Raw genomic sequence first — 24,978 nt, forward strand, 5'->3', positions numbered from 1 at the left:
CCAGAGCCCGCAGCCGGGGGTGGCGACCGCCCGGCTAGGGCGTGTCGGCGAGCGTCCCGTAGGCGTCGGGACGCCGAGTGGACAGGAACGGGAAGAGTTCGAGCCAGTCCCGGCGCTGGTCGAGGTCGAGGTCGGCGACGAGCACGGCCGGCTCGTCGCGCGGCGCCCGGACCAGGACGCGCCCGTACGGATCGGAGATGAACGAGCTGCCGTAGAAGGTCAGCGGCGGCTCCGCGCCTATGCGGTTGACCGCGACCATGAACATGCCGTTGGCGATGCCGCTCCCGGTGATCACCTGCTGCCAGAGCGGCTGGGTGTCGAAGTCGGGATGGCCGGGCTCCGAGCCGATCGCCGTCGGGAAGACCAGCACATCGGCATCGGCGATCGAGTACGCACGGGCGACTTCCGGGAACCATTGGTCCCAGCAGGTCGGGAAGCCGAGGCGCGCGTCGTCCAGTGGCAGTACGGGGAAGGCACCGCTCCCCGCCGGCCCGGGCAGGAAGTAATGGTCTTCGTGATAGCCCCTGGTCACGGGGATGTGCAGCTTGCGGGTGCGGCACGCTACCGAGCCGTCGGCAGCGACGACGATCGCCGTGTTGTAGCCGCGTTTCTCTCCGTCCACGCGCTCGAAAAGCGACGCGTGGACGTGGATCCCGAAGCGTTCGGCCTGCTCGGCGGCAAAGCGGTACGTCGGTCCCGTGATCAGGTCCTCCGGGACCACCTCGCCGGACGTGAGGCCGTCGGGAGTGCTGGCGAAATAGGGCGACAGTGTCAGTTCCTGCAGGCAGACCAGGCGTGCGCCATGCTCGGCGGCGATGCGCACGCCTTCGGACAGGGCGCGCCGGTTTTCTGCGGGGTCGGGGTGGAACCGCTGCTGAACCACCCCGACGCGCAGCGGCGCGCGCTCGGGGTCGCGCGTGCGCGCGGGCGACGCCGGTGGCTCGAACGCGGTCAGTACACGCATCTACCTGTGGCTCCTGTTCAGGTGCTCGATGTGGGGTTCTCCGGTGGCGGCGTTCAGTGCCGTGGCAGCAGGGCTTCGTCGCGGACCATCGCCTCCTCCCGCGTCCGGTCCAGGTTGCGGGTGAGCAGCCAGTACAGGCCACCGGCGACCGGCAGGCCGACGAAGATCGAATAGTCGACGCCGCCGAGCTGCTTGGCGAGGAAGCCGGTGAACGGCGTCGTGACCATGAACGGGACCATCAAAGCGATCGCGACGAGATACGCGGTGATGCCCTGCGAACCCCAGCGGCCGTAGATCCCGTTCGGGTTGAAGATCTCCCCGATCACGTACTTGCCGCGCCGGACGAAGAAGAAGTCGACGAGGTTGACGGCGGTCCAGGGCGTGAAGAGATAGGCCAGGAACACCAGCGCGTTGCCGTAGAACTCGTTGAACCTGTCGATCCCCACGGACTGCGCGAGGCCGAAGACCACCAGCGACATCAGCGCGATCGACCCGGCGCGGGCCCGCTTGGTCGGCTTGAGCGCCCAGAACGAATCGGCCATCGAGAGCATCGTCAGGCTGCCGCCGTACTGGTTGACCGCCATGATCGCCACCAGCCCGACGAGCATCAACAGCACGAGGACCGCGCCGAAGCCCGCGAACAGCGAGTCGCCGGTGCGTCGGATCGCGGTCACGGGATCGGCGCCGGGCACGGCGGCCGACACGATCGAACCGAGCACGAACACCCAGATCCCGGAGATCGCGCTGGGCAGGTAGGTCCACCAGAGAGTCGAGCGGACGCCCACACCGGCCGGCAGATAACGCGAGTAGTCGGACACATACGGCGCCCAGCCGAGCTGGAAGCCCGCGACGATCACGAACACCGACATGAACGGCGCGAGCTCGAACGGACCCGGAGTGAACGAGGGCAGCCTGTCGCTGGTCAAGGCCGCGTACGTGCACAGCACCAGCAGGACCAGCATCGGCCACATCAGCCAGCGGTACACGCGGTGGATCCAGTGATAGCCGCAGAACGCCAGCACCGCTGCGAGCAACGCGGCGATCAGGTACCCCAGGCTCTTCGGCATCCCACTGAGCGAATTCGCCGAAGCCCCCGAGAGCAGCGCGTCCGAGGTGTTGTACGCGACATAGTTCACCAGCACGAACACCCAGACGGTCAGCGCCGCACCGACATAGCCGAACTGCGGGCGGGATTGCACCAACTGCGGCAGTCCGAGCTGCGGGCCCTGCGCGGAGTGGAACGCCATGAAGAAGGTGCCGAAGAGTGAACCGAAGACCGTGGCGACGACCGTCCAGAACAGCGATGCACCGATCGACAGCGTGGCGAAGCCGGTCGCCAGGCCCGTGAGGTTGACGCTCGCGCCGAACCAGACCGTGCCCAGATGCCACGCCTTGCCGGTCCGCTCCTCGTTCGGAATGAAGTCGATCGACCGCGCCTCCGCTCCCAGCGGCGGTGAGCCGCCGCCGCTGGCGGGCGCCTGCGAGTGGACTGTCCCGGTCATGGGCTGTCCTCTTTCCTCGTCCCCTCGCCCGGCTTTTCGTGCGGAATCGATTCCGCAATGAAGCTGGACGCATGTTGGCGCCCGAAGCGTAAGCTGTGCGGGATCGATCCCGCAATACCCTTGCCTCGTAGACCTGCGGGAACCCCGAGCCCGAGGGATGACCCACCGTCAAACCCCCCAGGGGTTTTCCCCTACCAGGCAGGCCGGGACGCCACGCTTCGGTCGCCGCTGCACCAGATGACGCGCGGGTTCTGCGCCGGGAACGTCTTGATCAGGTCGAATCCACGCCCGTCAAGGACACGAGCGAGGGTGATGTCCCCGACCACGTGCTGGGACGGGCTATCCAGAACGATGGCGCCGATCGGTCGTCGGCCCCATACGCCGCGTACGCAGGCCGATGCCCGACGCCGAATTCCGCGGCGCCGCGCTGCGCAGGACAATGTCGCCGTCCCAAGGAGCCGGAGAACACGCCAGCGTGTCGAGTACGTCCGGCAGGGTTTGGGGTTCCAGGCTCACCCCACCTGGGGGCCGGCGTCCATGATGCGGAGCGCGGTCGCGACCCGGCGGTAGGAGCCGGCGCAGACCTCGCACAAGTCCTGGGTCAGGACCACGACGGGTCGCAGTTCGGTCAGCAGCGCGGTGTCCAGGGTGTAGAGGCCGGAGCCCTGGTGGGCGGCCACGTGCGGACCTCTGTCCTCGTGCAGCCGCTGCCGGTGTCGCTGCGCGATCGGGAAGGAGTTGGATCATGGGATGTCGCCTTGGGTGGGTCAGGGTTCCAGCAGGGTGCGGCCCACGTAGTCGCCGGGAGCGGTGGCGCCGCCGGGGACCGCGAAGATGGCGCTGGACTCGTGCCGGAGGTAGCGGGTGAGGCCGTCGGCACCTGCGAGTTTGCGCTGCACCTGGATGAAGCCGGTGGTGGGGTCGGCCTGCCAGGCGACGAACAGCAGGCCGGCGTCGGGCGCGCCGTCCTCCCGCTGGCCGTCGTGGTAGGAGAAGCCGCGGCGCAGCATGGTCGCCCCGCCGTTGGAGGCCGGGGCGGCGACCCGGATGTGGGCGTCGCCGGGGATGGCGAGGGTTCCGTCCGGACCGGTCGCGGCCAGATCGGCCGGTGCGGTCTCGGTGCCGCCCGACAGCGGGGCCCCGTTGTCCTTGCGGCGACCGATCACACGTTCCTGCCGGTCGACGGACAGCTGTTCCCAGACGTCCAGCAGCATCCGGATGCGGCGGACGACCGCGTACGAACCGCCGTCCATCCAAGCCTCGGGACCCGTAGCGCTGGCGAAGATCTTGCCGTCGAAGCCGGGGTCGGACGGGGCCGGGTTGCCGGTGCCGTCGAGCTGGCCCATCAGGTTGCGGACGGTGCGCGGGCCTTGGGCGGCTCCCCGGGCACGGTTGAAGCCGTTCATCTGCCAGCGGACCCGCGCGGTACGGGACGCGGTCTTCTGCAGCACGCGCAGGGCGTGCACCGCGACCAGCGGGTCGTCGGCGCCGATCTGCACCCACAGGTCGCCGTCGCTTCGAGAGCGGTCGAGGGCGTCGCCGGGGAAGGGCGGCATCTCCACCAGCGCGGAGGGCATGCGGTCCTCCAGCCCGGTCTTGGCGAAGAACGTGCGGCCGAACCCGAACGTCACGGTGAGCGAGCACGGCCCGGCGTCGAGGGCGATCTGGTCGTCGCCGGTGGGCGGGCGCCCGGCCGTCATCGCCTCGGCCGCTCGCGACCAGCGGCGCATGAGCTCCGCCGTCGCGGCGCGGTCCGCGCCGGGCTCCAGGTCGAAGGCGACCAGGTGTCCGCATGCCTGCGGTGGAGTCGTGATCCCGGCCTGGTGGCGGCCGTGGAACGGGACGGCGGTGGCGCCGACCACGGCGAGGGGCGTTTCGGTGCCGCCGCTCGAAGGCCGGCCGAGCGCGCCCGCCGCGGCGCCGCTCGCGAGCCCCGCGATGCCTACGCCGCCCGCCACGCTCAGCACTCGGCGCCGGGTGACGCCGGAAGATTGATCGGGTCGTTCCATGGGTGTTCTCCCGGGGGTTCCCGCGCGCCGGCCCCGGCATGGCCAAGGGGCCGGCGCGCGGGGTTCGGTCACTGGTCGGGGCGGTACGTCGCCGGCTTGACCGGCGCCTTGACGCTGATCGGTGCCGAGGCGGCGAAGTGCAGGACGAAGGTGACGGTGTCGCCGGTCCGCGGCCTGCGTTTCAGGTCCATCAGCATCAGGTGCAGTCCGCCGACGCGCAGCGTCAGCCGGCCGGCCGCCGGGACGGGCAGTTCCTTCTCATGCTTCATGGCGCCGTCCGAGGTGGTGCGGTGCATGGCCACCTCTGCCGCGATGTCGCTGGTCACCGACGTCAACCGGTCCGCCTTCGTCCCGGTGTTGGCGATGGTGAGGTATCCGGCGGCGAGGTCGGCCAACGGCGGCTCGGGCACGTAGGCGCCGGACACCGACAACCGCGGGCGGCCCTGTGCGGCCTCGTCCGGTGAGGACGCGTCGGGCGACGACGACGCGTTCGACGATGAGCAGGCCGCCAGCACGGTGACGGACGCCAGCACGGCAGCCGCGGCTGCCGGGCGCCTCACATCTCCCCCTTGACGAGCTTGGGCAGGTCGGCGATATAGCGCTGGGCCGTTGTCCCGGAGGTGTAGATCATGTGGACCTGGTCGTCGGCCGGTGAGAACGCCAGAACCTGCGCGCCGTGCGTGACGTTCCAGCTTCCGTCGGCGTTCTTGACCGGCTTGTCCACCGAGACGCCGACGCTGCGGGCCGCTTTCTGGACGGCGGAGAAGTCTCCGCTCAGCCCGATGAACCGGTCGTCGAACGCCCTCAGCCACTGGTGCAGGCGCTTGGGTGTGTCACGGCCCGGGTCGGTCGTCACGAAGACCACCCGGAGCTTGCCCTGGTCGGCCGCGGGCAGCTTCTTGACCGCGTTGGCCAGGTCGGCCATGGTCGTCGGGCACACGTCCGGGCAGTGGGTGTACCCGAAGTACAGCACGGTCGGTCTGCCCGCCGTCCGCTCGGCCAGGTCGAAGGGCTTGCCGTCGTCGTCGGTCAGTTCCAGGTCCGGTTTGGGCATCGGCCGGTTCGGCCGCACGGCGTTACCGGCTCCGGGAGCCGGGGGCGACACCGGCGCGGACGCCGCGGCGGGCGCCTGACCGTCCGACGGGTCGTCGCCGCAGGCCGCGGCACCCATGCAGATCGCCGCGATCACGGCGGTTCCGCCCGCCACGCCGGCACGCCGGCGGGAGGAACGGGATGAAGCATGCGTGAAAGCACGCACAAAAGCCTCCATTGAAGGACTCGCCATCGGCCCGAAGGCTCACGCGATGGCGCACGAAGGGAGGCGGCCCGACTCGCGCGGCAGGAGCGCGCGGCACGGCCGCAGGGGGCATCCGCACCAAGCCGTCCACGATCACGAGCGACCGCGACCGACCAGGCGGTACGGGAAAGAGGCCGAGCGGCGATGACGCCGCCCGCGCCGTCAGCGGTTCACACGGCCGGCGGCGGGCCCCGGCGTATCACCGCGTGGTGCAGCAGGACGATCTCACCGGGCACGTCCTCCACCCCGGGAGTGGCCCCGGCGGCGGGTATTACAGGCAGTGCGGGCAGGCCCGCGAGGATCGCGCCGAGCAGCGCTCGCAGCGGAGCGGTGAGCGTGCCCGTCGCGCGCCGCGATACCCGGACCAGGGTCCACAGAGCACGGTCACCGCGGTGCACCACCGATCCGAGCACTGCGGCGGCGGCCAGATGCAGTGCGAACATCGCCGGTCCCGGCATCAGCGACGCGCCCATGCCCGACCCGGCCACGTGACCCGGCATCGCCTGAGCCGCCGGTGGCATCCCGCCGTCGGGGGCTCCCGCGACCGCATCGTGGCATTGCCCCACAGCGAACACCACGTGCAGGACCATCTGGCCGCACAGCAGTGTCGCGATGATGCCCGGCCTCGATCGCTCCCGTCCCGCCAGAGGCGTCACCAGGAACAGCATCACCAGCCACCCGGCAAGCAGGGACCGCCATGGGAGTCCCGCATGCGAGGCCAGAGCATGCGCGCAACCGGACACCGACACGCAGACCGCGGAGAACGCCACCGCCCGGAGCACCCGCATGCCCGGATCGGCGCGATCGGCCTCCGCCGTACCTCCGGCCGGATGCTCTGTCATCGGGAACGCGTTCGTCCTTCGCTCATCAGGTGTGCACCACCGCGTGTACTACGAACCGTAGTACACGCCTCCCCCACGCTCGACTCGCCCCTCGGGAGCGCTGCTGCCGGTCTGCCGGAATGGTCACGCCAAGGTCCTCGGCCGACCGTCGTTCGCCTTCCTGGCCCGTTGGACCGCACTGGGAGGCCGACGGCCCGGAGGCGTTGCAGCGGGTGCGACGTCAGGAATGAGGGGGCACGGCGAGCTTGAGGAGCAGGGCGGCCAGCTCGACCGGCATGGTGATCATGCAGTCGTGACCTGTCGGCAGTTCCCAGATCTGCGCGGGGGCGCCGTTGGGCTGAATTGCGGGAACAGGGCGGCGTTCGAAGCCTTCCGGCACGACGGTGCAGTGGATGTGCGTCCGTGCGATCGCGTCCGCGGCCGGGTTGCCCAGCTGAACGGGCTGCTGGAGGCAGCGCACCGGCTGATCCGACAGCATCGCTTTCAGCCAGGCGACGTCCGCCGTATCGGTGACCCCGAAGAGTCCCAAAGGCGGTGGCAGCTCCGGCAGTGGCGGAACCCGCCAGCCGCTGCCGGACTCCAGGGCCCGGTCGATGAGGACCTGCGTGACGGGCATGACGTCGACCGCGCTCTCCCCGTCCTCCGGGACCATCGCGTCAAGGTAGACCAGATGTGCGATCCGGTGCGGGATCTCGTTGGCCACGGACGAGATGACCAGCCCGGCATAGCTGTGCCCGAGCAGCACCACGTCGGTGAGGTCCTCTTCGGTGATCAGCCGGACGATGTCGTCGACGTGCGTGTCCAGCCCGACCTCGGGACCGAGCAGATGCGCCTTGTCGCCATAGCCCGTCAGCGTTGGCGTGACCACCCGGTGCCCAGCCTCGGTCAGGTGCGGGACCACCCGCTCCCAGCACTGCCCGCTGTGCCAGGCGCCGTGTACCAGCAGATACGTTGACATGATCCTCGCTCTGTCTGTGCGTTCGCATCGCGATGTGGGTTGGAGGCGGCGACCGCGCACGGTCGGCGCCCGCCTGATGACGGCGTCTCGCCCTTGCCGGGAACGCTCTGCCACGGCCCGGACCGCACCGGCCTCCGCGCCGTCCGAACCTCTGATGAAGAACTAGTCCGTACACGGACATAATCAACCGTAGCGACCGCCATCCATCGCGTCAACCGCATGTTGCCCACAAGAACGTGCTCGGGTAACGTGACCACCCGATATATTCCGTACACATACGAACCACAGGAAATAGCTGACTCGACAGAGCCAACCGCCTGATCGGAGTGGAGATGGCGACGACACGCTTCCATGCGGCGGACCCACAGCTCGAGGTGCTGTACAAGCGACTGTCCGAGGGAGACCTGCAACCCCTCTGGAAGTTGCGGGGCCTCCTGACGCCCCAGCCGGTGGTCCGGAGCGTCCCGCATCGCTGGGCGGGTAAGGAACTACGTGAACTGGGCGCCCGTGCCGGAGCTCTCGTTGCCGTGGATCACGGCGGGGATCGGCGCGTTCTCGCGTGCTGCAACCCAGGCCTCGACGGAGCACCTTTCGCGGTCTCGACACTCTGGACCGCCGTCCAGTTCCTGGGCGGTCACGAGGTCGCGCCCGCCCACCGCCACACACCCGCCGCACTGCGCTTCGTGGTCGAAGGAAGCGGAGTGTTCACTCTGGTCGACGGCGACCCCGTGCACATGGAGACCGGCGACCTCATCCTCACCCCCAGCTGGACCTTCCACGAACACCACAACCCGACCGACCGCCCCATGATTTGGATCGACGTGCTGGACCTGCCCATCGTCGCCGCTCTCGACGCCGTGTTCTTCGAACAGGGGCGGTCGGAGGAAGCCGACACCTCGACATCCGACATCTCGGCATCCGAGCGCTGGTACGGCGGCGGCCCCGGCCTGACCCCCGTCCCAGGGCCCGCGCTGCCCCAACACCGATCGCCCCTGCTCGCCTACCGCTGGTCGGCCACGGACCGAGCACTGACCGAACAGCTCGACGCGTCCGGCGCCCATCACGCTCGCATCCGCTACACCGACCCCGTCCGCGGCGGCGACGTCATGCCGACCATGCGATGCGAGATCGAGCGCATCCAGGCGGGCGCGCGCACCGAAACGGTGCGGCAGACGGGCGGTCGCATCGCCACGGTCCTGCACGGGCGCGGGCGGATGCACGTCGGTGACCAGACCTACGACGTCGAGCCGGGTGACATCGTCGCGATTCCGTCGTGGACCCCGTGGTCGGTCGAGGCGGACCTCGAAATCGACCTGTTCTCCACGAGCGACGCACCAGTGCTGGAGGCGCTCGGACTGTTCAGGAACCAGGCGATCGATGGAGCGGACTCTTGACCACGACCAAGGTGCCCACCCTGATCGTCGGCGGCGGGATCTGCGGGCTGGCGACCGCGCTCTCGCTCGCGCGCGCCGGGCGGCCGGTCCACCTGCTGGAACGGGCCGAGGAGTTCACCGAGATCGGTGCGGGGCTCCAGTTCGGTCCCAACGCGAGCCGGGCCCTCGATGCGCTGGGGGTGCTGGAAGACGTCCTGCCGCTGGCGGTCCGGCCCACGAGGGCGGTGATGATGGACGCGTACGCCGGAGAACCGCTCACCACACTGGAACTGGGCGAGAAGTTCCATCGCCGGTTCGGCTATCCCTACCTCGTCCTGCACCGAAGCGATCTACTCGATCTGCTGCTGGCCCACTGCCGCGCACATGCTCTGATCACCTTGGAGAACCGGCGGACGGTCGTCGACGCGCAGGTCCGGTCGAACGGTGCCACCGTCGTCTGCGCGGACGGATCCCGCTACGAGACGCCGGCCCTGATCGCAGCCGATGGACTGCACTCCACTCTGCGGCGGCATGTCGTCGACGACACGGCCACGTGCAGCGGGTACGCCGCCTACCGCGGGACCCTGCCCATGGAGAAGGTCTCACACGCCATCGCACCGGACGACGTCGTGTTGTGGGTCGGCCCCGGGGTGCATCTCATGCAGTACCCGGTACGGCGGGGTGAGTTGTACAACCAGGTCGCGGTCTTCCAAAGCAGGAGATTCCTCTCGGGCCACACTGGAGCCGGCGAATGGGGCGGCCCCGAGGAACTCGACGCCGCGTTCGCCGGCGCGTGCGGCCCCGTCCTCGACGCGGTGTCGCGGATCGGGCGGGATCGGTTCTGGGCGATGTTCGACCGGAGGCCGGTCGACACCTGGATCAACGGCCGGCTGGTCCTCATCGGAGACGCGGCACACCCCATGCTGCAGTACCTGGGGCAGGGCGCCTGCCAGGCGCTCGAGGACGCCGTGGAGATCGGGTACCGCCTCCAGCGCCACGATTCCGACGTCGATGCCGCTTACCGGGCTTTCGAGGCGGCCCGGCTCCCCCGTACCGCCCGCTGCCAGACCAGCGCGCGCCCGTGGGGAGATTTGTGGCATACCGCCGATCCGCTGCTGATCGCGGTGCGCAACCGGCTGTTCGCCGCCAGGGCGTCGGACGACTACCGCGATGTCGAATGGCTCTACGCCCCCGCGGAACCCGGAACCGCAGCGCCGGGACTCACCGCCTCCACGGCCGCCGTCCAGCCCGAGCGATTCGTCCCCAGGAGATCGACATGCGCTATCTGAGCTTCCGGGCCGCCGCCGGCCCGGTCCGCGCCGGTGTGCTCGACCCGGCCGCGTCCGGAAAGGTCCATGACGTCACCGACCTCCTGCCTCCGGGCGAGGGCTCCCCGATGCGAAGGCTCATCGCAGCGGTCGCCGCCGGGCTGGACGTCGAGGGGACGCTGAGCCGATCGCCGGTGCTCGACCTCGGCGACGTCACCGCGATCGCACCGGTACCGGATCCGACGAAGGTCGTCGCCGCGCCCGTGAACTACCGCAACCACCAGAGCGAGATGGGGCAGGCCGGCCATATCGACTCGCTCGGCGTGTTCCTCAAGGCGCCCTCCTCGGTCGTCGGTGCGGGCGCGGTGGTCACGCTGCCCTACCACGACCGCCGGTTCGATCAGGAAGGCGAACTCGCCGCCGTCATCGGGAAGACCGCTCGCCATGTCACGGAGGCGGATGCACTCGATCACGTCTTCGGCTACACATCCCTGCTCGACATGACGATGCGCGGCGGCGAGGACCGCTCCGTGCGCAAGTCCTTCGACACGTTCACCCCGACCGGCCCCACGATCGTCAGCCCGGGCGCGGTGCCGCCGGTCGAGGAGCTGGAGCTCCGCCTCTGGGTGAACGGCGCGCTGCGTCAGCGCGCGGACCTCAAGGATCTCATCTGGGGCCTGCCCAAGCTCATCGCCTACGTGTCGACGGTGATGACGCTCGGTCCCGGCGACATCGTCACCACCGGAACACCCGAAGGCGTCGGGGAGGTCTTCGACGGGGACCGGATCGACGTCGAGGTGACCGGCCTGGACCGGCTCACCGTCACGGTCTCCAGCGCCGGCGCGGTCGCCTGCCCGACCCGCGGCGCCGGCCGCGGGCCGAGGCCCCCGGAGCGTCTCACCCCGGTCTCCGAGCGCAGCTGAGGTAGCCATGTGCACGACATCGGTCCTACTCGACCCTCGGCTACCGGAACAGCAGGGCCTGGAAGCCGAGGCGGCCGCAATACGCACGGCTCTGCTCGCCGAGCGGGCCGCCAAGGATCTCGGGCAATGGGATGTGATGGCGTCGCTGTTCGCGCCCGATGCCAGGATCTCCGTGTCCTGGTTCCAGGGCCGTGCCGACGACTTCGTCGAAAGCGCCCGCGCCCGGAGCGCACGCGGCGGCAGCCCGTCGTTCCACGAGATCGGGGCGATCTCGGTGCTGGTCCGTGGCCACCGCGCGCTGGCGGACGCCGGCTGTGCCGTCCATGTCCGCGGGGTACTGGGCGATGTGCCGGTGGACGTGGTCAGCCGCGGCCGGCTGTGCTGGCGCGCTGAGCTGGTCGGCGGTCGCTGGCTGATCGCCGGCATGGACATGATCTACTTCCGGGACGGCATCTCGGCCGTCGAGCCCGGCGCACCGCTCCCCCTCCCGGAGTCGCCCCGCCCACGGCGCGCGAGCTATCAGTACCTGGCGCTGCTGCTATCGGCCGCAGGTCATCCCATCGCACCGGATCTGCCCGGGTCGGACCGGCCCGATCTGATCGAGTCGCTGCTCTCCGCGCAGCGGCAGTGGTTCTTCTCCTGAAAGGGGTCTCGCTTTGAGCTCTGTGACACCACCAGACGGACCCTCTATCGCCACCAACGTCGATGACGATTTCACCCTGGCCGCCGCCGGCGACCTGCTTTCGCCGGGGACGGTGGCGGTCCATGAGCGCAACCGGGAACTCGTGCGCCTGCTCCGATCCGCGGACGCGACAGTGGCGAATTTCGAGGCTCCGGCGATCGACCTGCGTGAACCCGGACACGAGCCGGTCGGCGGGGGCCCCGGCTGGCCGCTGGTCTCGGTACCCGCCGAACTCCCCCGGTTCCTGAAGGGGTGGGGGTTCGACATGGTCGGGTTCGCCAACAACCACGCGGTCGACTGGGGACCCAAGGGCGCACGCGAAACCATCCGCCTGCTGGACGCGGCGGGCATCTGCTCCGCAGGTTTCGGTGAGACGCGTGCGGCCGCGCGGGCTCCCGCCTTCTTCGCGTCGCCGAAGGGCCGGGTCGCGTTGGTCGCCTTCACCGCGACCTTCCGCGAGAGCAGCGCCGCGATGGACGCGCTCGGCCTCACTCCCGCCGTCCCGGGGGTGAGCGCCCTGCACACCACGCCGATCGACATCGTCACCCGCGAGCAGTTCGGGGTTCTTCGCGAGATCGAAACGCAGCACAGTGCGGGCGGATACCGGTTCAGTGCGCCGCCCGGCGGCGATGAGCTGAGGTTCCGCGGCAATCTGTTCCGTGTCGGCGACAAACCCGGAACCGTTTTCCAGATCAACCCCGACGACGAGATCGATATCTTGCGCAGCATCCGGGAGGCCAAGCAGCGGGCGAACTTCCTGGTGGTGTCGGTGCACAATCACGAGGAGCCCAGTAGCGAGAACCCGGTGCGCAGCGGCGACGGCAGCGCCTGGCCGAGCCAGGAGCCCCCGGACTTCTTGCAGACCATGGCCAGGGCCGCGATCGACAACGGCGCGGATGCCGTCATCGGACACGGTCCCCACGTGTTGCTGGGAATCGAGATCTACAATGGCCGGCCGATCTTCTATTCGCTCGGCGACCTATTCGGCGGTTTCGAACAGGTTGATCTGCTGGCTGATACCGTTCCCGCGGGATTCGATGCGAAGCGGGAGACCGTCGCCGAATACTGGGAACAGTGGTGGGCGTATTACGCAGGCGACCGCACCGTCTACCAGAGTGTCATCGCCGAGTCCCGCTTCCGCGGCAACCGGCTGGCGGAGGTCAGGCTCCATCCTGTCGACCTCGGGCAGCAGCGCAGGCTGGCGGACCGGGGCTATCCCGAAACGCCGTCCCCCGCCGAGGCGCTCAGCATCCTGCAGCGGCTGCAGCGGCTTTCCGAGCCCTTCGGAACGAAGATCTCGATCGAGGGCCGGGTCGGGGTCATCCGGCTCTCCTGACGCGCGACCGTGGGGCCTCTTCTGGAGCACGTCCGCCCGGCCCGCGCCCGGGCCGGGCGGACGCCACGCTAGGTGGCCTCGTCAGGCGGCTCGCCCTGGAACGCCACGCGGGCGAGATCGCGGACGAAACCCGTCCGATCATTGGGGCGCAGCGCCTCCAGCAGGCGCTGCTGGACCGACTCGACTTTGGGATGAACATCCTTGAGCCAGGTCATCGCGTCGCATGTCAGGTTGAGGATCCGGCCGCGACCGTCCTCCGGGTCTCGCTCGCGGTCGATCCACCCTTTGCGCGCGAGCCTGTTCACGATGTCGGCCGTACTGGACTTGTCCAGCGCCGCCAGCTCGCCGAGCCGGCGCTGGTTGATACCCGGCCACCTTCCGACCACGTGCAGCACCGCATACTGCGGGCCGGTCAGCCGACCGTCCATGATCTCAGCCCAGTACGCGGTGTGCACCTGCTGAGCGCAGCGGATCAGGTGGCCGGGCGCGGACAACTCGAGAATCGGGTAATCGGCTCGGCGCCCGGCATGCAGCTCATGCTCGGACAGCCGGGCGACGGCCGCCAGCCCATGTGAAAAGGCGGCGCGGCGCGGCGCCGGTACGGGCGCCAGCAAGGCGTCCTGAACGGCGCTGACTTTCGGGGTGATGGACGACAGCGCGAGGGCCGCGGCCGATGTCAGCGTCAGCAGGTAGCGGCGGCCGTCCGCATCGCTCCGTTCTCGCTTGATCCACGCCTGCCTGGCCAGCCTGGCCACCACATCCGCCGTCGACGACTTGTCCAGCGATGCCAGCCTCGCGACCTGCTGCTGATCGGAGCGGGGAAAGGCCGCGAGCACTGACAGCACGGCGTACTGAGGCCCGGTGAGCTCCCCGGGCACCAGCTCGCCCCACAACACGTTGTGAACGGTCTGGGCCCGTCGTATGAGATGGCCGGGGATCGACACCAAAGGCATCGGGCTGACCGCACCACCCTGCGGTCGGTCAATACCGCGAGCACTCAAAGAAGCACTCCCTCCACGAGTGCCTGCGAGTATAGCAACGATGGTCCGTGTACCTACAGTTGGCACAGCACGCCGACCGTCTGATGGCTCCGCCGATTTATGCGATCCCGCCTGTCATGATCAGTCAAGCCGGACGAATCGAAGTAGAGGAATCATACGGCTCGTCTTTTTCTGATATTCGATGACAGCCGGTATCTGGGCCACGACTTGCGCCCAGACGGCGTCCCGCGCCTTTCCGGTGATCTCCTCTGCCATGACAGGGAATCTCTCGACGCCCACCTCGACCTCCGTCCGCGGGTTGGCCATCAGGTTGCGGTACCACGAGGGGTTCTTCGGTGCCCCTCGGTTGGAGGCGACGACGACGATGCTTCCGTCGTCCTGGGGGAAGTACGTCATCGGACTCACGTACTGCGTGCCCGTCTTCTCTCCCACGTGGTGCACGAGAATGATCCGCGCACCCTCGTAGGGGCCGCCGACACGCCCTCCGTTCGCGCGGAAATCAGCGATGACCTGTGCATTCAGATCAGGAACGTTCGCCAAGTCCTTGTGTTCTTTCACGTCGCGCAGGTCGGTCATGACGCTCCTTGCTCCGTATCGTTACTATCATCAATAGTGCCCGAGGTTCATGGGGGCCACTAGGTGGCCCCCATGAACGACTTCACGAACACTCGGGGTTCAGGCCGGCGGAGGCTCCACCGGTGACGCCTGCACCTCCGTTGCCGTTCGGGTGCCGGCCCCCCGGGCCTCCGGCTTGGCGCGTCCGGTGCCCGTGATCCCCAGCTGGAGAGTCGGTACGCGATGGGTCTCCGGCCCGGCCAGGACGGCGACGGCGGCGGCGCCCAGCAGGCCCGCGAACAGCCAGGCGACCTGTCCCCAGTTGTCGGGATCGTTGTGGACGAGCGACTGGGCGATGACCGGAAGGAGCCCGGTCAGCACGATGCTGATCATGAAGCTGACAGCCATACCGGAGAACCGGATGTGTGCGGGGAACATCTCCAAGAAGGCGGCGAGGAGGATGGCCGTCGTCATCGCCAGGAAGATGTCCATGAGAACGAATCCGGCGAGGTAGATCACCGGCCACTCGCCCGCGTGGACGGCTCCCAGCCACAGCGGGATCAGTGCCGCGCAACCGGCCAGCCCGATCAGGAAGACCGGCTTGCGGCCGATGCGGTCGGACAGCATCGCGAAGACGGGGATCGTGATGCTCATCCCCAGCGCGGAACCCGCTACGAGGATCAGCATCAGCGACCTGCTCAGCCCGATCACGTTGGTGCCGTAGGACAGGCCGAAGACGTAGACCATGCCGGCCGGCGTGAGGCACAGCCCGGACACCACGACGCGAAGCACGGCACGCCAATGCCCCCGGAACACCTCGACCAGCGGGACCTTTACCGTCGACGCGTCCGGCGCGCGCCGGCCGCCGACCTCCGGCTCGACGAGTCTGCGACGCAGCACGAACGTGAGTGCGATGACCAGCGCGCTCGCCCAGAACGGGATCCGCCATCCCCAGGCGAGCATGGCGTCCTTCGACAGCAGAGCGGTCAGCGGCAGGAACACCACGCTCGCGACGAAGTTTCCGAACTGGGACCCGCTCTGCGTCCAGCTGGTGTACCAGGCACGCCTGCGGTCCGGTGCGTGCTCGAAGGCGATGAGCGCCGATCCGGCCTGCTCGCCGCCGGCGGACAGCCCCTGGATCACCCGGAGCACGACCAGGAGCACCGGGGCCGTGGCGCCGACCGCCGCGTAGCTCGGAAGGCACCCCACCAGGAAGGTGGCGATGCCCATCGTGAGCAGGATCGCCAGCAGGATCTTCTTGCGACCGACCTTGTCGCCGAGGTGCCCCCAGAGCACCGCACCGAACGGACGGGCGACGTAGGCGACACCGAAGGTGCCCAGCGCCAGGAGCGTCCCCAACGAAGGGTCGGGAAAGAAGACCTCGCCGAAGAAGAGTGCGGCGGCGGTCCCGTAGATGAGGAAGTCGTAGTACTCCAGAGTCGTACCGAAGAATCCCGATGCGGCCGCCGTGCGGACATTACGTCTTTGCACGGCATCGGGCGGTGCTGCGGTAGCGGGCATGGACGAGCCCTCCAGGGTCTTCAGGGCGGACACGGGGTGGGTTTCGACGGTGGGCCGAGCCGCCAGTCCGGCCCCCGACCAGGGATAGTCCGTATACGGACCACTTGGTCGAGTCAACGTACCTGAGCACTACAGGGCACGCAATACCCTTGACGAGCCGTGGTGTGACGCATAGCCTTCTTTATGTCCGTATACGGACTAGTTTGCTCAGCGGTCCGCGCTGGCGGACACAGGGGGTGTGCGCGCGGCCCCGGAGTCACCGGTCACTGCCATGACGCACGGCCGCGTATCACGGCATTCACGAAGAGGAACCGCATGCAAGGAATACGCGGTGTCCAGGGAATCCTGGGGATTCCGGCACCGGTCAACGAGCCGATGTTCACCCTGGCCGAACGCGATCGGCGATGGGCTCGGCTGCGGGAGCTGATGGACGCCGAGGGCGTCGAACTGCTCATCGTCCTGCCGGAGTCGATCACGTCCGACTCGCTCTACATCGCGGACACGGCCGGAGTGACGATCTTTCCGCGTGCGGGCGATCCCGTCCTCATCCTCGGTGGGGAATCGAGCAATCTCGCTGTGGAACGGCCACAGTGGATCGAGGACCGCCTCAGCGCGACCGAGCGCGGCTCCAGCGCCGTCGAATACGGCAGCACGACCGCGAACGTCCTGCGCAGCCGTGGTCTGGTGGGCAGGAGAACCGCGATCGCCGGTCTGCAGGGCGATGCGCTGTCGTCCGTGCGCCAACCCGACGGGTATGCCGTGTACACCACGGTCCGGCGTATCGCCGAGGCGGTCGGCCCCGGAAACGTCGTGAACGGGACCAATCTTCTCGGCCGCGCCCGGTACGTCAAGGGCGACGAGGAGATCGCCCGGCTCGCCGCGAGTGTCCGGGTGGGCGAGGCATCGCTCGCGGCGATGGCCGCCACGGCGGACGTCGGAGTGCCGCAGGCCGAGGTGTTCGGTCAGATGCTGCTCGCGCAGGTGCGCGCCGGCGCCGACGCACTGGCCGTGGCGTGGGCACCCGGCTCCTGGGGCGAGGCGCGGCACCGGTACGTCACCACGCCACCGGGACTTCTGGAGCGCGGAACCTACGTGTCCACCGAGCTGATGCCCGAGATCCGCGGGTACCAGGCGCAGGTCGCGCAGCCCATGGTGATCGGCTCGCCCTGCGCCAGGGCTCAGGAGATCTTCGACCGCAACGCGGCCGCCTTCGACGCGGCGCTGGCCGCCCTGCGTCCGGGCGCGCGATGGGGCGACGTCCTCGCCGCCGTCGAATCCGCCGCGGGCGGGGGCGACGGGGTGATGTTCCCGTTGCTGCACGGGCGCGGGCTGGGCAACGACGGGCCGTTGCTGGTACCGGGCCTGGACGAGACCCGCGTGCCCGAGCAACCGATCGTGGCCAACACGACCTTCGTCCTCAAACCGTTCCTGCAGGTGCCGGAGGCACCGGCTGCCTTCGCGCGCCAGCACGACGTCACCTGGGGCGACACGATCGTCGTCACCGACGCCGGGGCCCGGCGGCTCGGTACGCGACGGCGGGAACTGATTGTGCTCGACGAGTGACCATCACGAACCCACGTTCCACGAAAGGCAACGATGAGCGAGATACAGGCCGATTCCGCGACCGCGTGGCGGTCGGTCGAAACGGCGGACGGCGCCATGAACGTCTACCGGGCAGTGCCCGCCGGCGCCACGGACACCGCCGTGATCGTCCTGCAGGAGGCGTTCGGCGTGAACGAGTACATCCAGGACGTGACCCGTCGCATGGCCGGGCGTGGTCACCTCGGATGCGCTCCCGACCTCTTCCACCGCAACGGCGTCGGCGTGCTCGGCTACGACCGGCACACCGAGGCGATGCCGCTGATCGGAGCCATCGGCGTCGACGAGATCATCGCCGATGTGCGGGCCGTGGTGGACGGCCTCGCCGTGCATGACGGGATCCCCGCCGAACGGATCGCCGTCATCGGGTTCTGCTTCGGCGGCCGGGCGGCGTTCACCGCGGCCACGGCGATCGGCGGCCTCGCGGGCACGGTGGTGTTCTACGGGCCGGGCATCGCCGCGGGCCCGCACGCCGTCCTCGACCGTGCCGATCGGCTCGACGCGCCGATCCTGATGCACGTCGGATCCGAGGACCCGACGATCCCGGCAGACCAGATCGCCGCGATCGACGCCGCACTCGCACGCACGTCTGTTCCGGCGGAACAGCACGTCTACCCCGGAGCGGGACACGCCTTCGCCTGTGACGCCCGCCCCGCCATGTACGACGCCGGCGCGGCCGCCCTCGCCTGGGACCGCACCTTCGAGTTCTTCGACAAGCACCTGCCCCGGACGCGCGCCTTCGACCAGGCTCCGTCCGCACCTGACAGTGACGCCACGATCCGGCACCTGGCCCGCTGACCTCACCGTTCACCCGTCGAGGCGCCCGGACGACTTCGAACTCGGCTGCCTGGTCAACGGCGAGCAGCAGATGCAGAAGGGCCGGACACGGGACGTGGTCTTCCCGGTCGGTGAGCTGATCGCCCGGCTGTCGGCGGTGACGCCGCTGCTTCCCGGCGACCATGCGCGACCGCATGGTCTCCGGCCACTGAGCGCCCGATCTTCCCCCAGGAGGTAGTTATGTCGCTGCACGGGCTGTCCTCGATCACGGTGGGTGTCCCCAACCTCACCGAAACACGCCGCTACTACACGGAGTTCGGGCTCGCCCCGGAGCCGGACGGCTGGCTGTCCACCCGGGACGGCGGACGCCAGCTGCGGCTGGTGCGGACGCCGACCCGCCGGCTGGCCGAGGTGGTGATCGGCGCTGACCACCCGGACGATCTCGACGCCGCCGCCGCCCGGCTGGGCGAGCTGGGGATTCCGGTGAGCCGCGGCAGGGGCTCGATCACCGCCCTGGAGCCGGTCGCCGGGTTCCGCGCGACCGTCCGCGTCACCGGGCGGATCGTCCAGACCGGGCAGCCGCCCACCCCGTACAACGGGCCAGGCCGGATCGAGCGGGCCGACGGCCGGGCGCCCGGCGTGCTGCGCGATACCCCCGTGCGGCCACGCAAGCTGGGACACGTCGTGCTGGGCTCGACCGACTACGCGACGACCCGCCGGTTCTTCGCTGACGGGCTGGGTTTCAGGACCAGCGACGAGATCGCGGGCCGCGGCGCGTTCCTGCGCTGCTCCACCGATCACCACAACGTGCTCGTGCTGGACGCGCCGGTCGACTTCCTGCACCACAGTTCCTGGCAGGTCGACGACATCGACGAGATCGGCCGCGGCGCCGCGGCCATGCTGGAGGGCGACCCGGAACGGCACGTCTGGGGCCTGGGCCGCCACCACGCCGGTTCCAACTTCTTCTGGTACCTGAAGGACCCCGCGGGCAACTTCTCCGAGTACTACTCCGACATGGACTGCGTCGTCACCGACGAGCTCTGGCGGCCGGAGACGCTGGAGGGCGCGAAGGGCCTGTTCAGCTGGGGGCCGCCGCCACCACCGTCGTTCCTCCATCCGGAGGACCTGGCAGCGCTGATGACCGGCGCGCACCAGGCGAGGTGAGCACGATGCCGGAGAAAGAGCATGATGTCGCGATCGTCGGATTCGGTCCGGTCGGGCAGCTCCTCGCGCTGCTGCTCGGCCGCCAAGGTCACGACGTCCTGGTACTGGAGCGTTGGTCGCAGCCCTACGACAAGCCGCGCGCGGTCCACTTCGACCACGAGATCGGCCGTATCTTCCAAGCCGCGGGCGTCTCCGATGACGTCATGGCGGTCACCGACCCCGTGCCCGACTTCTACGAGTGGCGCAACGCCGAGGGTGAAGCGCTCCTCCGGATCGACTGGAGCGGGCTCGGCCCCAGCGGCTGGCCGACTGCGAACTTCTTCTCCCAGCCCGACCTGGAGCGAGTGCTGTCCAAACGGGTCGAGGCACTGCCCCACGTGAAGATCCTTCGCGGTTACGAGGTCGTCGAGCTCGTCCAAGACGAGAACGGTGTGCTGTTGGACGCGGCCGGACCGGTCGCCGAGCACCGGCGCTTCCGCGCCCGCTGGGTGATCGGCGCCGACGGCGCGAACAGCTTCGTGCGCCGGCACATGGACACCCCCGTCACCGACCTCGGGTTCTTCTACGACTGGCTCATCGTCGACACCGCGCCGCATGACGAGCGCGAATGGTCCCCGATGAACTGGCAGCTGTGCGACCCCGCGCGCCCCACGACCATCGTCTCCGGCGGCCCGGGCAGGCGGCGGTGGGAGTTCATGCGGCTGCCCGGCGAGACCAGCGACGAGCTCAACACCCTGGAGACCGCCTGGCGCCTCCTCGAACCATGGGGCCGGCACCCCGGCAACACCACCATCGAACGGCATACCGTCTACACGTTCCAGGCCCGCTGGGCCGACGACTGGCGCGCCGGGCGCGTCCTCCTCGCCGGTGACGCGGCCCACCAGATGCCGCCCTTCGCAGGCCAGGGCATGTGCTCGGGACTGAGGGACGCCATCAACCTGGCCTGGAAGCTCGATCTGATCCTGCGCGGAACGGCCCGGCCCGGCCTGCTCGACACCTATACCAGCGAGCGGCGGGCACACGTCCGGCACGCGATCGGGATGTCGATCGCTCTCGGCGAGGTGATCTGCGTGCTCGACCAGGATGCGGCCGCGGAGCGCGACCGCCGCATGATCGCCGGCGGCGCGGCCCCGGACACCGTGCTGCCGCCGATGCCGCCGCCCGTGCTCGGGGACGGCGTGTTGCAGCAGGACTCCGACGGGGTGCGCCTGCCCACGGTCGGTCACCTCACACCGCAGCACCGCGTACGGTACGGCGGCGCGAGCGGCCTGCTCGACGACGTCACCGGCTTCGGCTTTACCGTCCTCACCGACGGTCCGGCCCCCGAGGGCGTACTGGACGAGAGCAGGCGGGCGGTTCTCGCCGACATCGGCGCCACCGTCGTGCCGCTGACACCCGACACCGACCTCGACCACGCCTACCTGCCGCATCTCCGCGAACACGGTCACGTCGCCGCCGTCATCCGCCCCGACTTCTACCTCTACGGAACGGCTGCGACCGCGGGCGACCTGAGCGCTCTGATCGACCAGCTACGCGACCAATTGCGGATCTGACCCCCAATGATGCGGCCGTGCGGACGATCGAAAGCCGAGCTCGGATGAGCTGCAAGTTCCTTCGGGCACTGAGCCCTTTCAGGAGGTGTGAGACTCGCGGACCTGTCGAACGTGACAGGTCTGTTCCGCCGCCCTCACCCCTCCAATACCCTCCGCTTTACTTAAGATAGCCTTACCTAAATTCTGCCTCTCCCTGGAGGTCGTGGGTGTCTCAGTCAGGGCGGGCAGTCCTGGTCCAGGCCATAGCCGGGCAGCGTCGCAACGTCCTGTCGAGCTCGCTGATGGTCGCCGGCCATCAGGCGGGCGAGGCGTTCGTCCCCTTCGTGATCGGCGTGGTGATCGACCAGGCGGTGGCGGGCGGGATCGGTGATCTCGTCCTTTGGCTGGGCGTCCTCGGCGGGGTCTACGTCGGGCTCAGTCTCAGCTACCGGTTCGGCGACCGCGCTGCGGAGCGGGCGTCCGAGCAGGCCGCGCACGAGCTGCGGCTGGCGTTGACCCGGCGGGTTCTCGACCATCGGGGCGGCGCGGAGGCCGGGCGGCTGCCGGGCGCCCTGGTGAACATCGCCACCGCTGACGCGGCCCGCGCCGGCGCGGTGAACCTGGCCGTCCCCGCCGGGATCGCCGCCATCGCCGGCCTCGGGCTGACCGCGGCACTTCTGCTGCTGATCTCACTGCCGCTCGGCCTGCTGGTGCTGCTGGGCACGCCGCCGCTGCTGTGGTCGTCGCACCGGCTCGGCAAGCCGCTGGAGCGGCGTAGCGAGACCGAGCAGGAGCACGCCGCGCAGGCGTCCGGTGTGGCCGCCGACCTGGTGTCGGGCATCCGGGTGTTGAAGGGGCTCGGTGCCGCGGACCACGCGCTGCGCCGTTACCGGCGGACGAGCCAGGAGTCGTTGCGGGCCACTGTGAAGGCGGTGCGGGCCGAGGCCGCCTACGAGGGTATGGCGCTCGCGCTCAATGGCGCGTTCCTCGCCGTCATCCTCCTGGTCGGCGGCCGGCTCGCGGCCGACGGTCACATCACCGTTGGCCAGCTCATCTCCACGGCCGGGCTTGCCCAGTATCTCCTCACGCCGCTCACCAACCTGTCCTGGGTGAACGGGGAGCTCGCGCAGGGCCGGGCGTCGGCCGGGCGCATCGCCGAGGTGCTGTCCACTCCTCCGGCCGTGACGCCCGGGTCCCGCGCCGTCCCGGACCCGGCCACCGGGAGGATCTCGCTGCGCGGTCTGTCCGGCAGGGGGATGCGCGGGATCGACCTGGACGTCGCGACCGGCGAGTTCGTCGGTGTCGTGGCGACCGATCCGGCCGCCGCGACCTCGCTGCTGGCCCATCTCGGCCGTGCCGCCGATCCGGAGGAGGGCTCGGTGGAACTGGACGGGGTGGCGCTGACCGAGTTGGACCCCGAAAAGCTGCGAGCCGCGATCCTGGTCGCCGCGCATGATGCCCGTCTCTTCGATGGCACGGTGCGCGACAACCTGCTGGACAGGCGGGACACGGAACTGGAGGCCGCCTTGGCGGCGGCCGGTGCCGACGAGGTCGTTTCTGTCCTGCCGTCCGGCCTCGGCACCGTTCTCGATGAGCGGGGCCGGTCCCTGTCCGGTGGGCAACGTCAGCGGTTGGCGCTGGCCCGGGCCCTGGCCGCCGATCCCCCGGTCCTCGTCGTCCACGATCCGACCACGGCGATCGACGCCGTCACCGAGGCCCGCATCGCCGAGGGGGTTCGCGCGCTGCGCCGCGGCCGCACCACGATCCTGGTCACCACGAGCCCTGCCCTCCTCGCCGTTACGGACCGGGTGGTCCTGATTCATGAGGGAGCGATCCTCGCGGAGGGCGTCCACGGATCCCTTGTGGCCGAGCATGCGCCCTACCGAGCGGCGGTCCTGTCATGAGCGAGGCGACGGAGCGCGCACTGCTGCCGGTCGCGAGCGGGCGGAGGACCCTGCATGCCGTCGGTGGCCTGCTGCGGCCGCGGGCCTGGAGGGTCGCCGCGGGGCTGGCGGTTCTGGTGGCGGGGGTCCTGGCGGGCCTGCTGGTGCCGCCGCTGGTCGGGCGCATCGTCGATCTGGTCGTCGACGGGCGTGGTGCGGACTCGATCACCTGGCCGGCGATTCTGCTGGTCGTGGCCGCCCTCGGTGAGGGGACGCTGTCGGCTGCCGGGATCGCGGAGCTGGCCAGGGCCGGGGAGAGCGCGCTGGCGGAGCTGCGGGAGCGCTTTCTGGGCCGCGCCTTGCGGCTGCCTCTGGGACAGGTCGAGCGCGCCGGGTCGGGGGACCTCACCTCGCGGGTCATCAACGACGTCACCGTCATCGCCGAGGCGGTACGCGAGGCGATGCCGGCGATGGTCCGGTCGCTGATCACGATCGGGCTGACGCTGGGCGGCCTGGCCGTGCTGGACTGGCGGTTCCTGCCGGCGGCGCTGATCGCCGTGCCGGTGCAGGTGCACACCGTCCGCTGGTACGTGCGGCGGGCCGGGCCCTTGTACGCGGCGCAGCGGGTCGCGGTCGGGGCGCAGCAGCACCAGTTGCTCGGCACGATCGACGGTGCCGCGACCGTCCGGGCGTTCCGGCTGACCGAGGCGCATCTGGACCGGGTGGGCGGGCGGTCACGGGCGGCGGTGGAGCTGCTGCTGCGCGGCATCGTCCTGCAGACGCGGTTCTACAGCAGGCTGCACATCGCGGAGTACCTGGGGCTGAGCGCGGTGCTCGTCGCCGGTTTCATGATGGTGCGCGACGGGACGGCGACGGTCGGCACCGCGACGGCCGCCGCCCTGTACTTCCACGGATTGTTCGGGCCGATCAACATGGCGCTGTCGCTGGTGGACGACGCCCAGGCCGCTGCGGCGGGGCTGACCCGGCTGGTGGGCGTCGCCGACCTGCCCGAACCGTCCCGGGACGCGACGGCCGGGACGCCGCGGGACGCGTCGGTCAAGGTGACGGCCCTGAACCACGCCTACGTTCCGGGACGCCCCGTGCTCCACGATGTCACGCTTGAGGTCCCGTCCGGGGAGCGTGTCGCGCTGGTGGGTGTGAGCGGCGCGGGCAAAACCACGCTGGCCAAGCTGATCGCCGGGGTGCACCGGCCGAGCGAAGGGTCGGTACTGGTCGGCGGCGTCGAGCCGGCCCCGGAGGCTCCCGCACCGGCCGCCGTCCTGGTGACCCAGGAGGTCCACGTGTTCGCCGGGACGCTCGCCGACGACCTGCGGCTGGCCGAGCCCACTGCGACCGACGCGCAGGTGCGCGCGGCCCTCGACCGCGTCGGGGCGCTCGACTGGGTGGAGCGGCTCCCGGACGGCCTGGACACAACGGTCGGCGACGGCGGGCACGCCCTGACGATCGCGCAGGCCCAGCAGCTCGCGTTCGCCCGGGTCGTGCTGGCCGATCCGCCGGTCGTCATCCTCGACGAGGCGACCGCTGAAGCGGGCAGCGCGGGTGCCCGGAGCCTGGAGGACTCCGCCGAGGCCGCGCTGGAGGGGCGGACCGCCCTGGTCGTCGCACACCGTCTCGCCCAGGCCGCCGCAGCCGATCGCATCGTTGTCCTGGACGCCGGCCGCGTCGTCGAGTCCGGCACGCACACCGACCTGGTGGCCGCGAGAGGTCGCTACGCCGCACTCTGGTCCGCCTGGTCCAGCCGTCGCCTGCACAAGACCTGAGCCCCGGACCG

23 protein-coding genes are annotated in these 24,978 nt (G+C 70.0%); 12 read left to right on the forward strand and 11 right to left on the reverse strand.

The window, feature by feature from the left end:
- Positions 1–34 precede the first annotated feature (34 nt).
- The 8 genes from BM339_RS17500 to BM339_RS17535 all read right to left on the reverse strand — a co-directional run bounded on the left by BM339_RS17500 (position 35) and on the right by BM339_RS17535 (position 7,572).
- Complete coding sequence (locus BM339_RS17500) at positions 35–964, reverse strand: nitrilase-related carbon-nitrogen hydrolase (protein WP_075021524.1); 930 nt, start codon at positions 962–964, stop codon at positions 35–37.
- A 53-nt stretch (positions 965–1,017) separates the two neighbouring features.
- Positions 1,018–2,466, reverse strand: coding sequence for a purine-cytosine permease family protein (locus tag BM339_RS17505; RefSeq protein WP_075021525.1), 1,449 nt, complete (start codon positions 2,464–2,466; stop codon positions 1,018–1,020).
- A gap of 512 nt (positions 2,467–2,978) precedes the next feature.
- Positions 2,979–3,146 (reverse strand): hypothetical protein, encoded by a 168-nt coding sequence (locus tag BM339_RS17510; RefSeq protein WP_218163673.1) that lies wholly within the window; start codon positions 3,144–3,146, stop codon positions 2,979–2,981.
- An 87-nt stretch (positions 3,147–3,233) separates the two neighbouring features.
- Positions 3,234–4,475 (reverse strand): iron uptake transporter deferrochelatase/peroxidase subunit, encoded by a 1,242-nt coding sequence (gene efeB, locus BM339_RS17515; RefSeq protein ID WP_075021526.1) that lies wholly within the window; start codon positions 4,473–4,475, stop codon positions 3,234–3,236.
- Between the two features lie 68 nt (positions 4,476–4,543).
- On the reverse strand, positions 4,544–5,035 hold the full coding sequence (locus BM339_RS17520; RefSeq protein WP_075021527.1) for a copper chaperone PCu(A)C: 492 nt from the start codon (positions 5,033–5,035) through the stop codon (positions 4,544–4,546).
- Positions 5,032–5,682, reverse strand: coding sequence for an SCO family protein (locus BM339_RS17525; protein ID WP_033330508.1), 651 nt, complete (start codon positions 5,680–5,682; stop codon positions 5,032–5,034). The genes BM339_RS17520 and BM339_RS17525 overlap by 4 nt, the downstream gene beginning before the upstream one ends.
- 260 nt (positions 5,683–5,942) lie before the next feature.
- A complete protein-coding gene (locus tag BM339_RS48735) occupies positions 5,943–6,614 on the reverse strand; it encodes a hypothetical protein (RefSeq protein ID WP_075021528.1) in 672 nt (223 codons plus the stop codon).
- A 220-nt stretch (positions 6,615–6,834) separates the two neighbouring features.
- On the reverse strand, positions 6,835–7,572 hold the full coding sequence (locus tag BM339_RS17535) for an alpha/beta hydrolase (RefSeq protein ID WP_075021529.1): 738 nt from the start codon (positions 7,570–7,572) through the stop codon (positions 6,835–6,837).
- 332 nt (positions 7,573–7,904) lie between these two features.
- Here BM339_RS17535 and BM339_RS17540 point away from each other — a divergent pair, with 332 nt between their 5' ends.
- From BM339_RS17540 to BM339_RS17560, 5 genes are read left to right on the forward strand one after another with little or no spacing between them, the layout of a single operon-like run.
- Positions 7,905–8,966 (forward strand): cupin domain-containing protein, encoded by a 1,062-nt coding sequence (locus tag BM339_RS17540; protein WP_075021641.1) that lies wholly within the window; start codon positions 7,905–7,907, stop codon positions 8,964–8,966.
- A complete protein-coding gene (locus BM339_RS17545) occupies positions 8,963–10,234 on the forward strand; it encodes an FAD-dependent monooxygenase (RefSeq protein WP_075021530.1) in 1,272 nt (423 codons plus the stop codon). The genes BM339_RS17540 and BM339_RS17545 overlap by 4 nt, the downstream gene beginning before the upstream one ends.
- Positions 10,222–11,136 (forward strand): fumarylacetoacetate hydrolase family protein, encoded by a 915-nt coding sequence (locus BM339_RS17550; RefSeq protein ID WP_075021531.1) that lies wholly within the window; start codon positions 10,222–10,224, stop codon positions 11,134–11,136. The genes BM339_RS17545 and BM339_RS17550 overlap by 13 nt, the downstream gene beginning before the upstream one ends.
- Positions 11,137–11,143: 7 nt before the next feature.
- Positions 11,144–11,779, forward strand: coding sequence for a nuclear transport factor 2 family protein (locus BM339_RS17555; protein ID WP_083597693.1), 636 nt, complete (start codon positions 11,144–11,146; stop codon positions 11,777–11,779).
- 22 nt (positions 11,780–11,801) lie between these two features.
- Complete coding sequence (locus tag BM339_RS17560; protein ID WP_177287712.1) at positions 11,802–13,154, forward strand: CapA family protein; 1,353 nt, start codon at positions 11,802–11,804, stop codon at positions 13,152–13,154.
- Positions 13,155–13,222: 68 nt separating this feature from the next.
- On the opposite strand, the gene BM339_RS17565 is transcribed toward BM339_RS17560, so the two are convergent.
- The 3 genes from BM339_RS17565 to BM339_RS17575 all read right to left on the reverse strand — a co-directional run bounded on the left by BM339_RS17565 (position 13,223) and on the right by BM339_RS17575 (position 16,201).
- A complete protein-coding gene (locus tag BM339_RS17565; protein WP_075021533.1) occupies positions 13,223–14,107 on the reverse strand; it encodes a MarR family winged helix-turn-helix transcriptional regulator in 885 nt (294 codons plus the stop codon).
- Between the two features lie 168 nt (positions 14,108–14,275).
- Positions 14,276–14,731: a nitroreductase/quinone reductase family protein gene (locus BM339_RS17570; RefSeq protein WP_075021534.1), complete on the reverse strand. Its 456-nt coding sequence runs from the start codon at positions 14,729–14,731 to the stop codon at positions 14,276–14,278.
- A 99-nt stretch (positions 14,732–14,830) separates the two neighbouring features.
- Positions 14,831–16,201 (reverse strand): MFS transporter, encoded by a 1,371-nt coding sequence (locus BM339_RS17575; RefSeq protein WP_218163674.1) that lies wholly within the window; start codon positions 16,199–16,201, stop codon positions 14,831–14,833.
- 345 nt (positions 16,202–16,546) lie between these two features.
- On the opposite strand from BM339_RS17575, the gene BM339_RS17580 reads away from it, so the two are divergent.
- The 7 genes from BM339_RS17580 to BM339_RS17610 all read left to right on the forward strand — a co-directional run bounded on the left by BM339_RS17580 (position 16,547) and on the right by BM339_RS17610 (position 24,967).
- Positions 16,547–17,794, forward strand: a complete 1,248-nt coding sequence (locus BM339_RS17580; protein ID WP_177287713.1) for a M24 family metallopeptidase — start codon at positions 16,547–16,549, stop codon at positions 17,792–17,794.
- Positions 17,795–17,827: 33 nt separating this feature from the next.
- Entirely contained in the window at positions 17,828–18,628 is an 801-nt protein-coding gene (locus BM339_RS17585) for a dienelactone hydrolase family protein (RefSeq protein WP_083597695.1), read from the forward strand.
- Positions 18,597–18,845, forward strand: coding sequence for a fumarylacetoacetate hydrolase family protein (locus BM339_RS51445; RefSeq protein ID WP_256255386.1), 249 nt, complete (start codon positions 18,597–18,599; stop codon positions 18,843–18,845). Before BM339_RS17585 ends, BM339_RS51445 begins: the two co-directional genes overlap by 32 nt.
- 2 nt (positions 18,846–18,847) lie before the next feature.
- The gene (locus BM339_RS17595) at positions 18,848–19,771 is read left to right on the forward strand and encodes a VOC family protein (RefSeq protein ID WP_075021536.1); all 924 of its coding nucleotides are present in this window, start codon (positions 18,848–18,850) and stop codon (positions 19,769–19,771) included.
- Between the two features lie 5 nt (positions 19,772–19,776).
- Entirely contained in the window at positions 19,777–21,324 is a 1,548-nt protein-coding gene (gene mhpA, locus BM339_RS17600) for a bifunctional 3-(3-hydroxy-phenyl)propionate/3-hydroxycinnamic acid hydroxylase MhpA (RefSeq protein ID WP_075021645.1), read from the forward strand.
- A 206-nt stretch (positions 21,325–21,530) separates the two neighbouring features.
- On the forward strand, positions 21,531–23,207 hold the full coding sequence (locus tag BM339_RS17605) for an ABC transporter ATP-binding protein (RefSeq protein ID WP_075021537.1): 1,677 nt from the start codon (positions 21,531–21,533) through the stop codon (positions 23,205–23,207).
- A complete protein-coding gene (locus BM339_RS17610) occupies positions 23,204–24,967 on the forward strand; it encodes an ABC transporter ATP-binding protein (protein WP_075021538.1) in 1,764 nt (587 codons plus the stop codon). Before BM339_RS17605 ends, BM339_RS17610 begins: the two co-directional genes overlap by 4 nt.
- The last annotated feature ends 11 nt before the right edge of the window (positions 24,968–24,978 follow it).

This window comes from Actinomadura madurae, from assembly GCF_900115095.1.
In the GTDB taxonomy this organism is placed as follows: Bacteria; Actinomycetota; Actinomycetes; order Streptosporangiales; family Streptosporangiaceae; genus Spirillospora; species Spirillospora madurae.

Bases quoted from the DNA above. Each gene is read 5' to 3' on its own strand.
- BM339_RS17500 (WP_075021524.1), bottom strand. From the start codon at position 964: ATGCGTGTACTGACCGCGTTCGAGCCACCGGCGTCGCCCGCGCGCACG.
- BM339_RS17505 (WP_075021525.1), bottom strand. From the start codon at position 2,466: ATGACCGGGACAGTCCACTCGCAGGCGCCCGCCAGCGGCGGCGGCTCA.
- efeB (WP_075021526.1), bottom strand. From the start codon at position 4,475: ATGGAACGACCCGATCAATCTTCCGGCGTCACCCGGCGCCGAGTGCTG.
- BM339_RS48735 (WP_075021528.1), bottom strand. From the start codon at position 6,614: ATGACAGAGCATCCGGCCGGAGGTACGGCGGAGGCCGATCGCGCCGAT.
- BM339_RS17535 (WP_075021529.1), bottom strand. From the start codon at position 7,572: ATGTCAACGTATCTGCTGGTACACGGCGCCTGGCACAGCGGGCAGTGC.
- BM339_RS17540 (WP_075021641.1), top strand. From the start codon at position 7,905: ATGGCGACGACACGCTTCCATGCGGCGGACCCACAGCTCGAGGTGCTG.
- BM339_RS17550 (WP_075021531.1), top strand. From the start codon at position 10,222: ATGCGCTATCTGAGCTTCCGGGCCGCCGCCGGCCCGGTCCGCGCCGGT.
- BM339_RS17555 (WP_083597693.1), top strand. From the start codon at position 11,144: ATGTGCACGACATCGGTCCTACTCGACCCTCGGCTACCGGAACAGCAG.
- BM339_RS17565 (WP_075021533.1), bottom strand. From the start codon at position 14,107: ATGCCTTTGGTGTCGATCCCCGGCCATCTCATACGACGGGCCCAGACC.
- BM339_RS17570 (WP_075021534.1), bottom strand. From the start codon at position 14,731: ATGACCGACCTGCGCGACGTGAAAGAACACAAGGACTTGGCGAACGTT.
- BM339_RS17580 (WP_177287713.1), top strand. From the start codon at position 16,547: ATGCAAGGAATACGCGGTGTCCAGGGAATCCTGGGGATTCCGGCACCG.
- BM339_RS17585 (WP_083597695.1), top strand. From the start codon at position 17,828: ATGAGCGAGATACAGGCCGATTCCGCGACCGCGTGGCGGTCGGTCGAA.
- BM339_RS17595 (WP_075021536.1), top strand. From the start codon at position 18,848: ATGTCGCTGCACGGGCTGTCCTCGATCACGGTGGGTGTCCCCAACCTC.
- mhpA (WP_075021645.1), top strand. From the start codon at position 19,777: ATGCCGGAGAAAGAGCATGATGTCGCGATCGTCGGATTCGGTCCGGTC.
- BM339_RS17610 (WP_075021538.1), top strand. From the start codon at position 23,204: ATGAGCGAGGCGACGGAGCGCGCACTGCTGCCGGTCGCGAGCGGGCGG.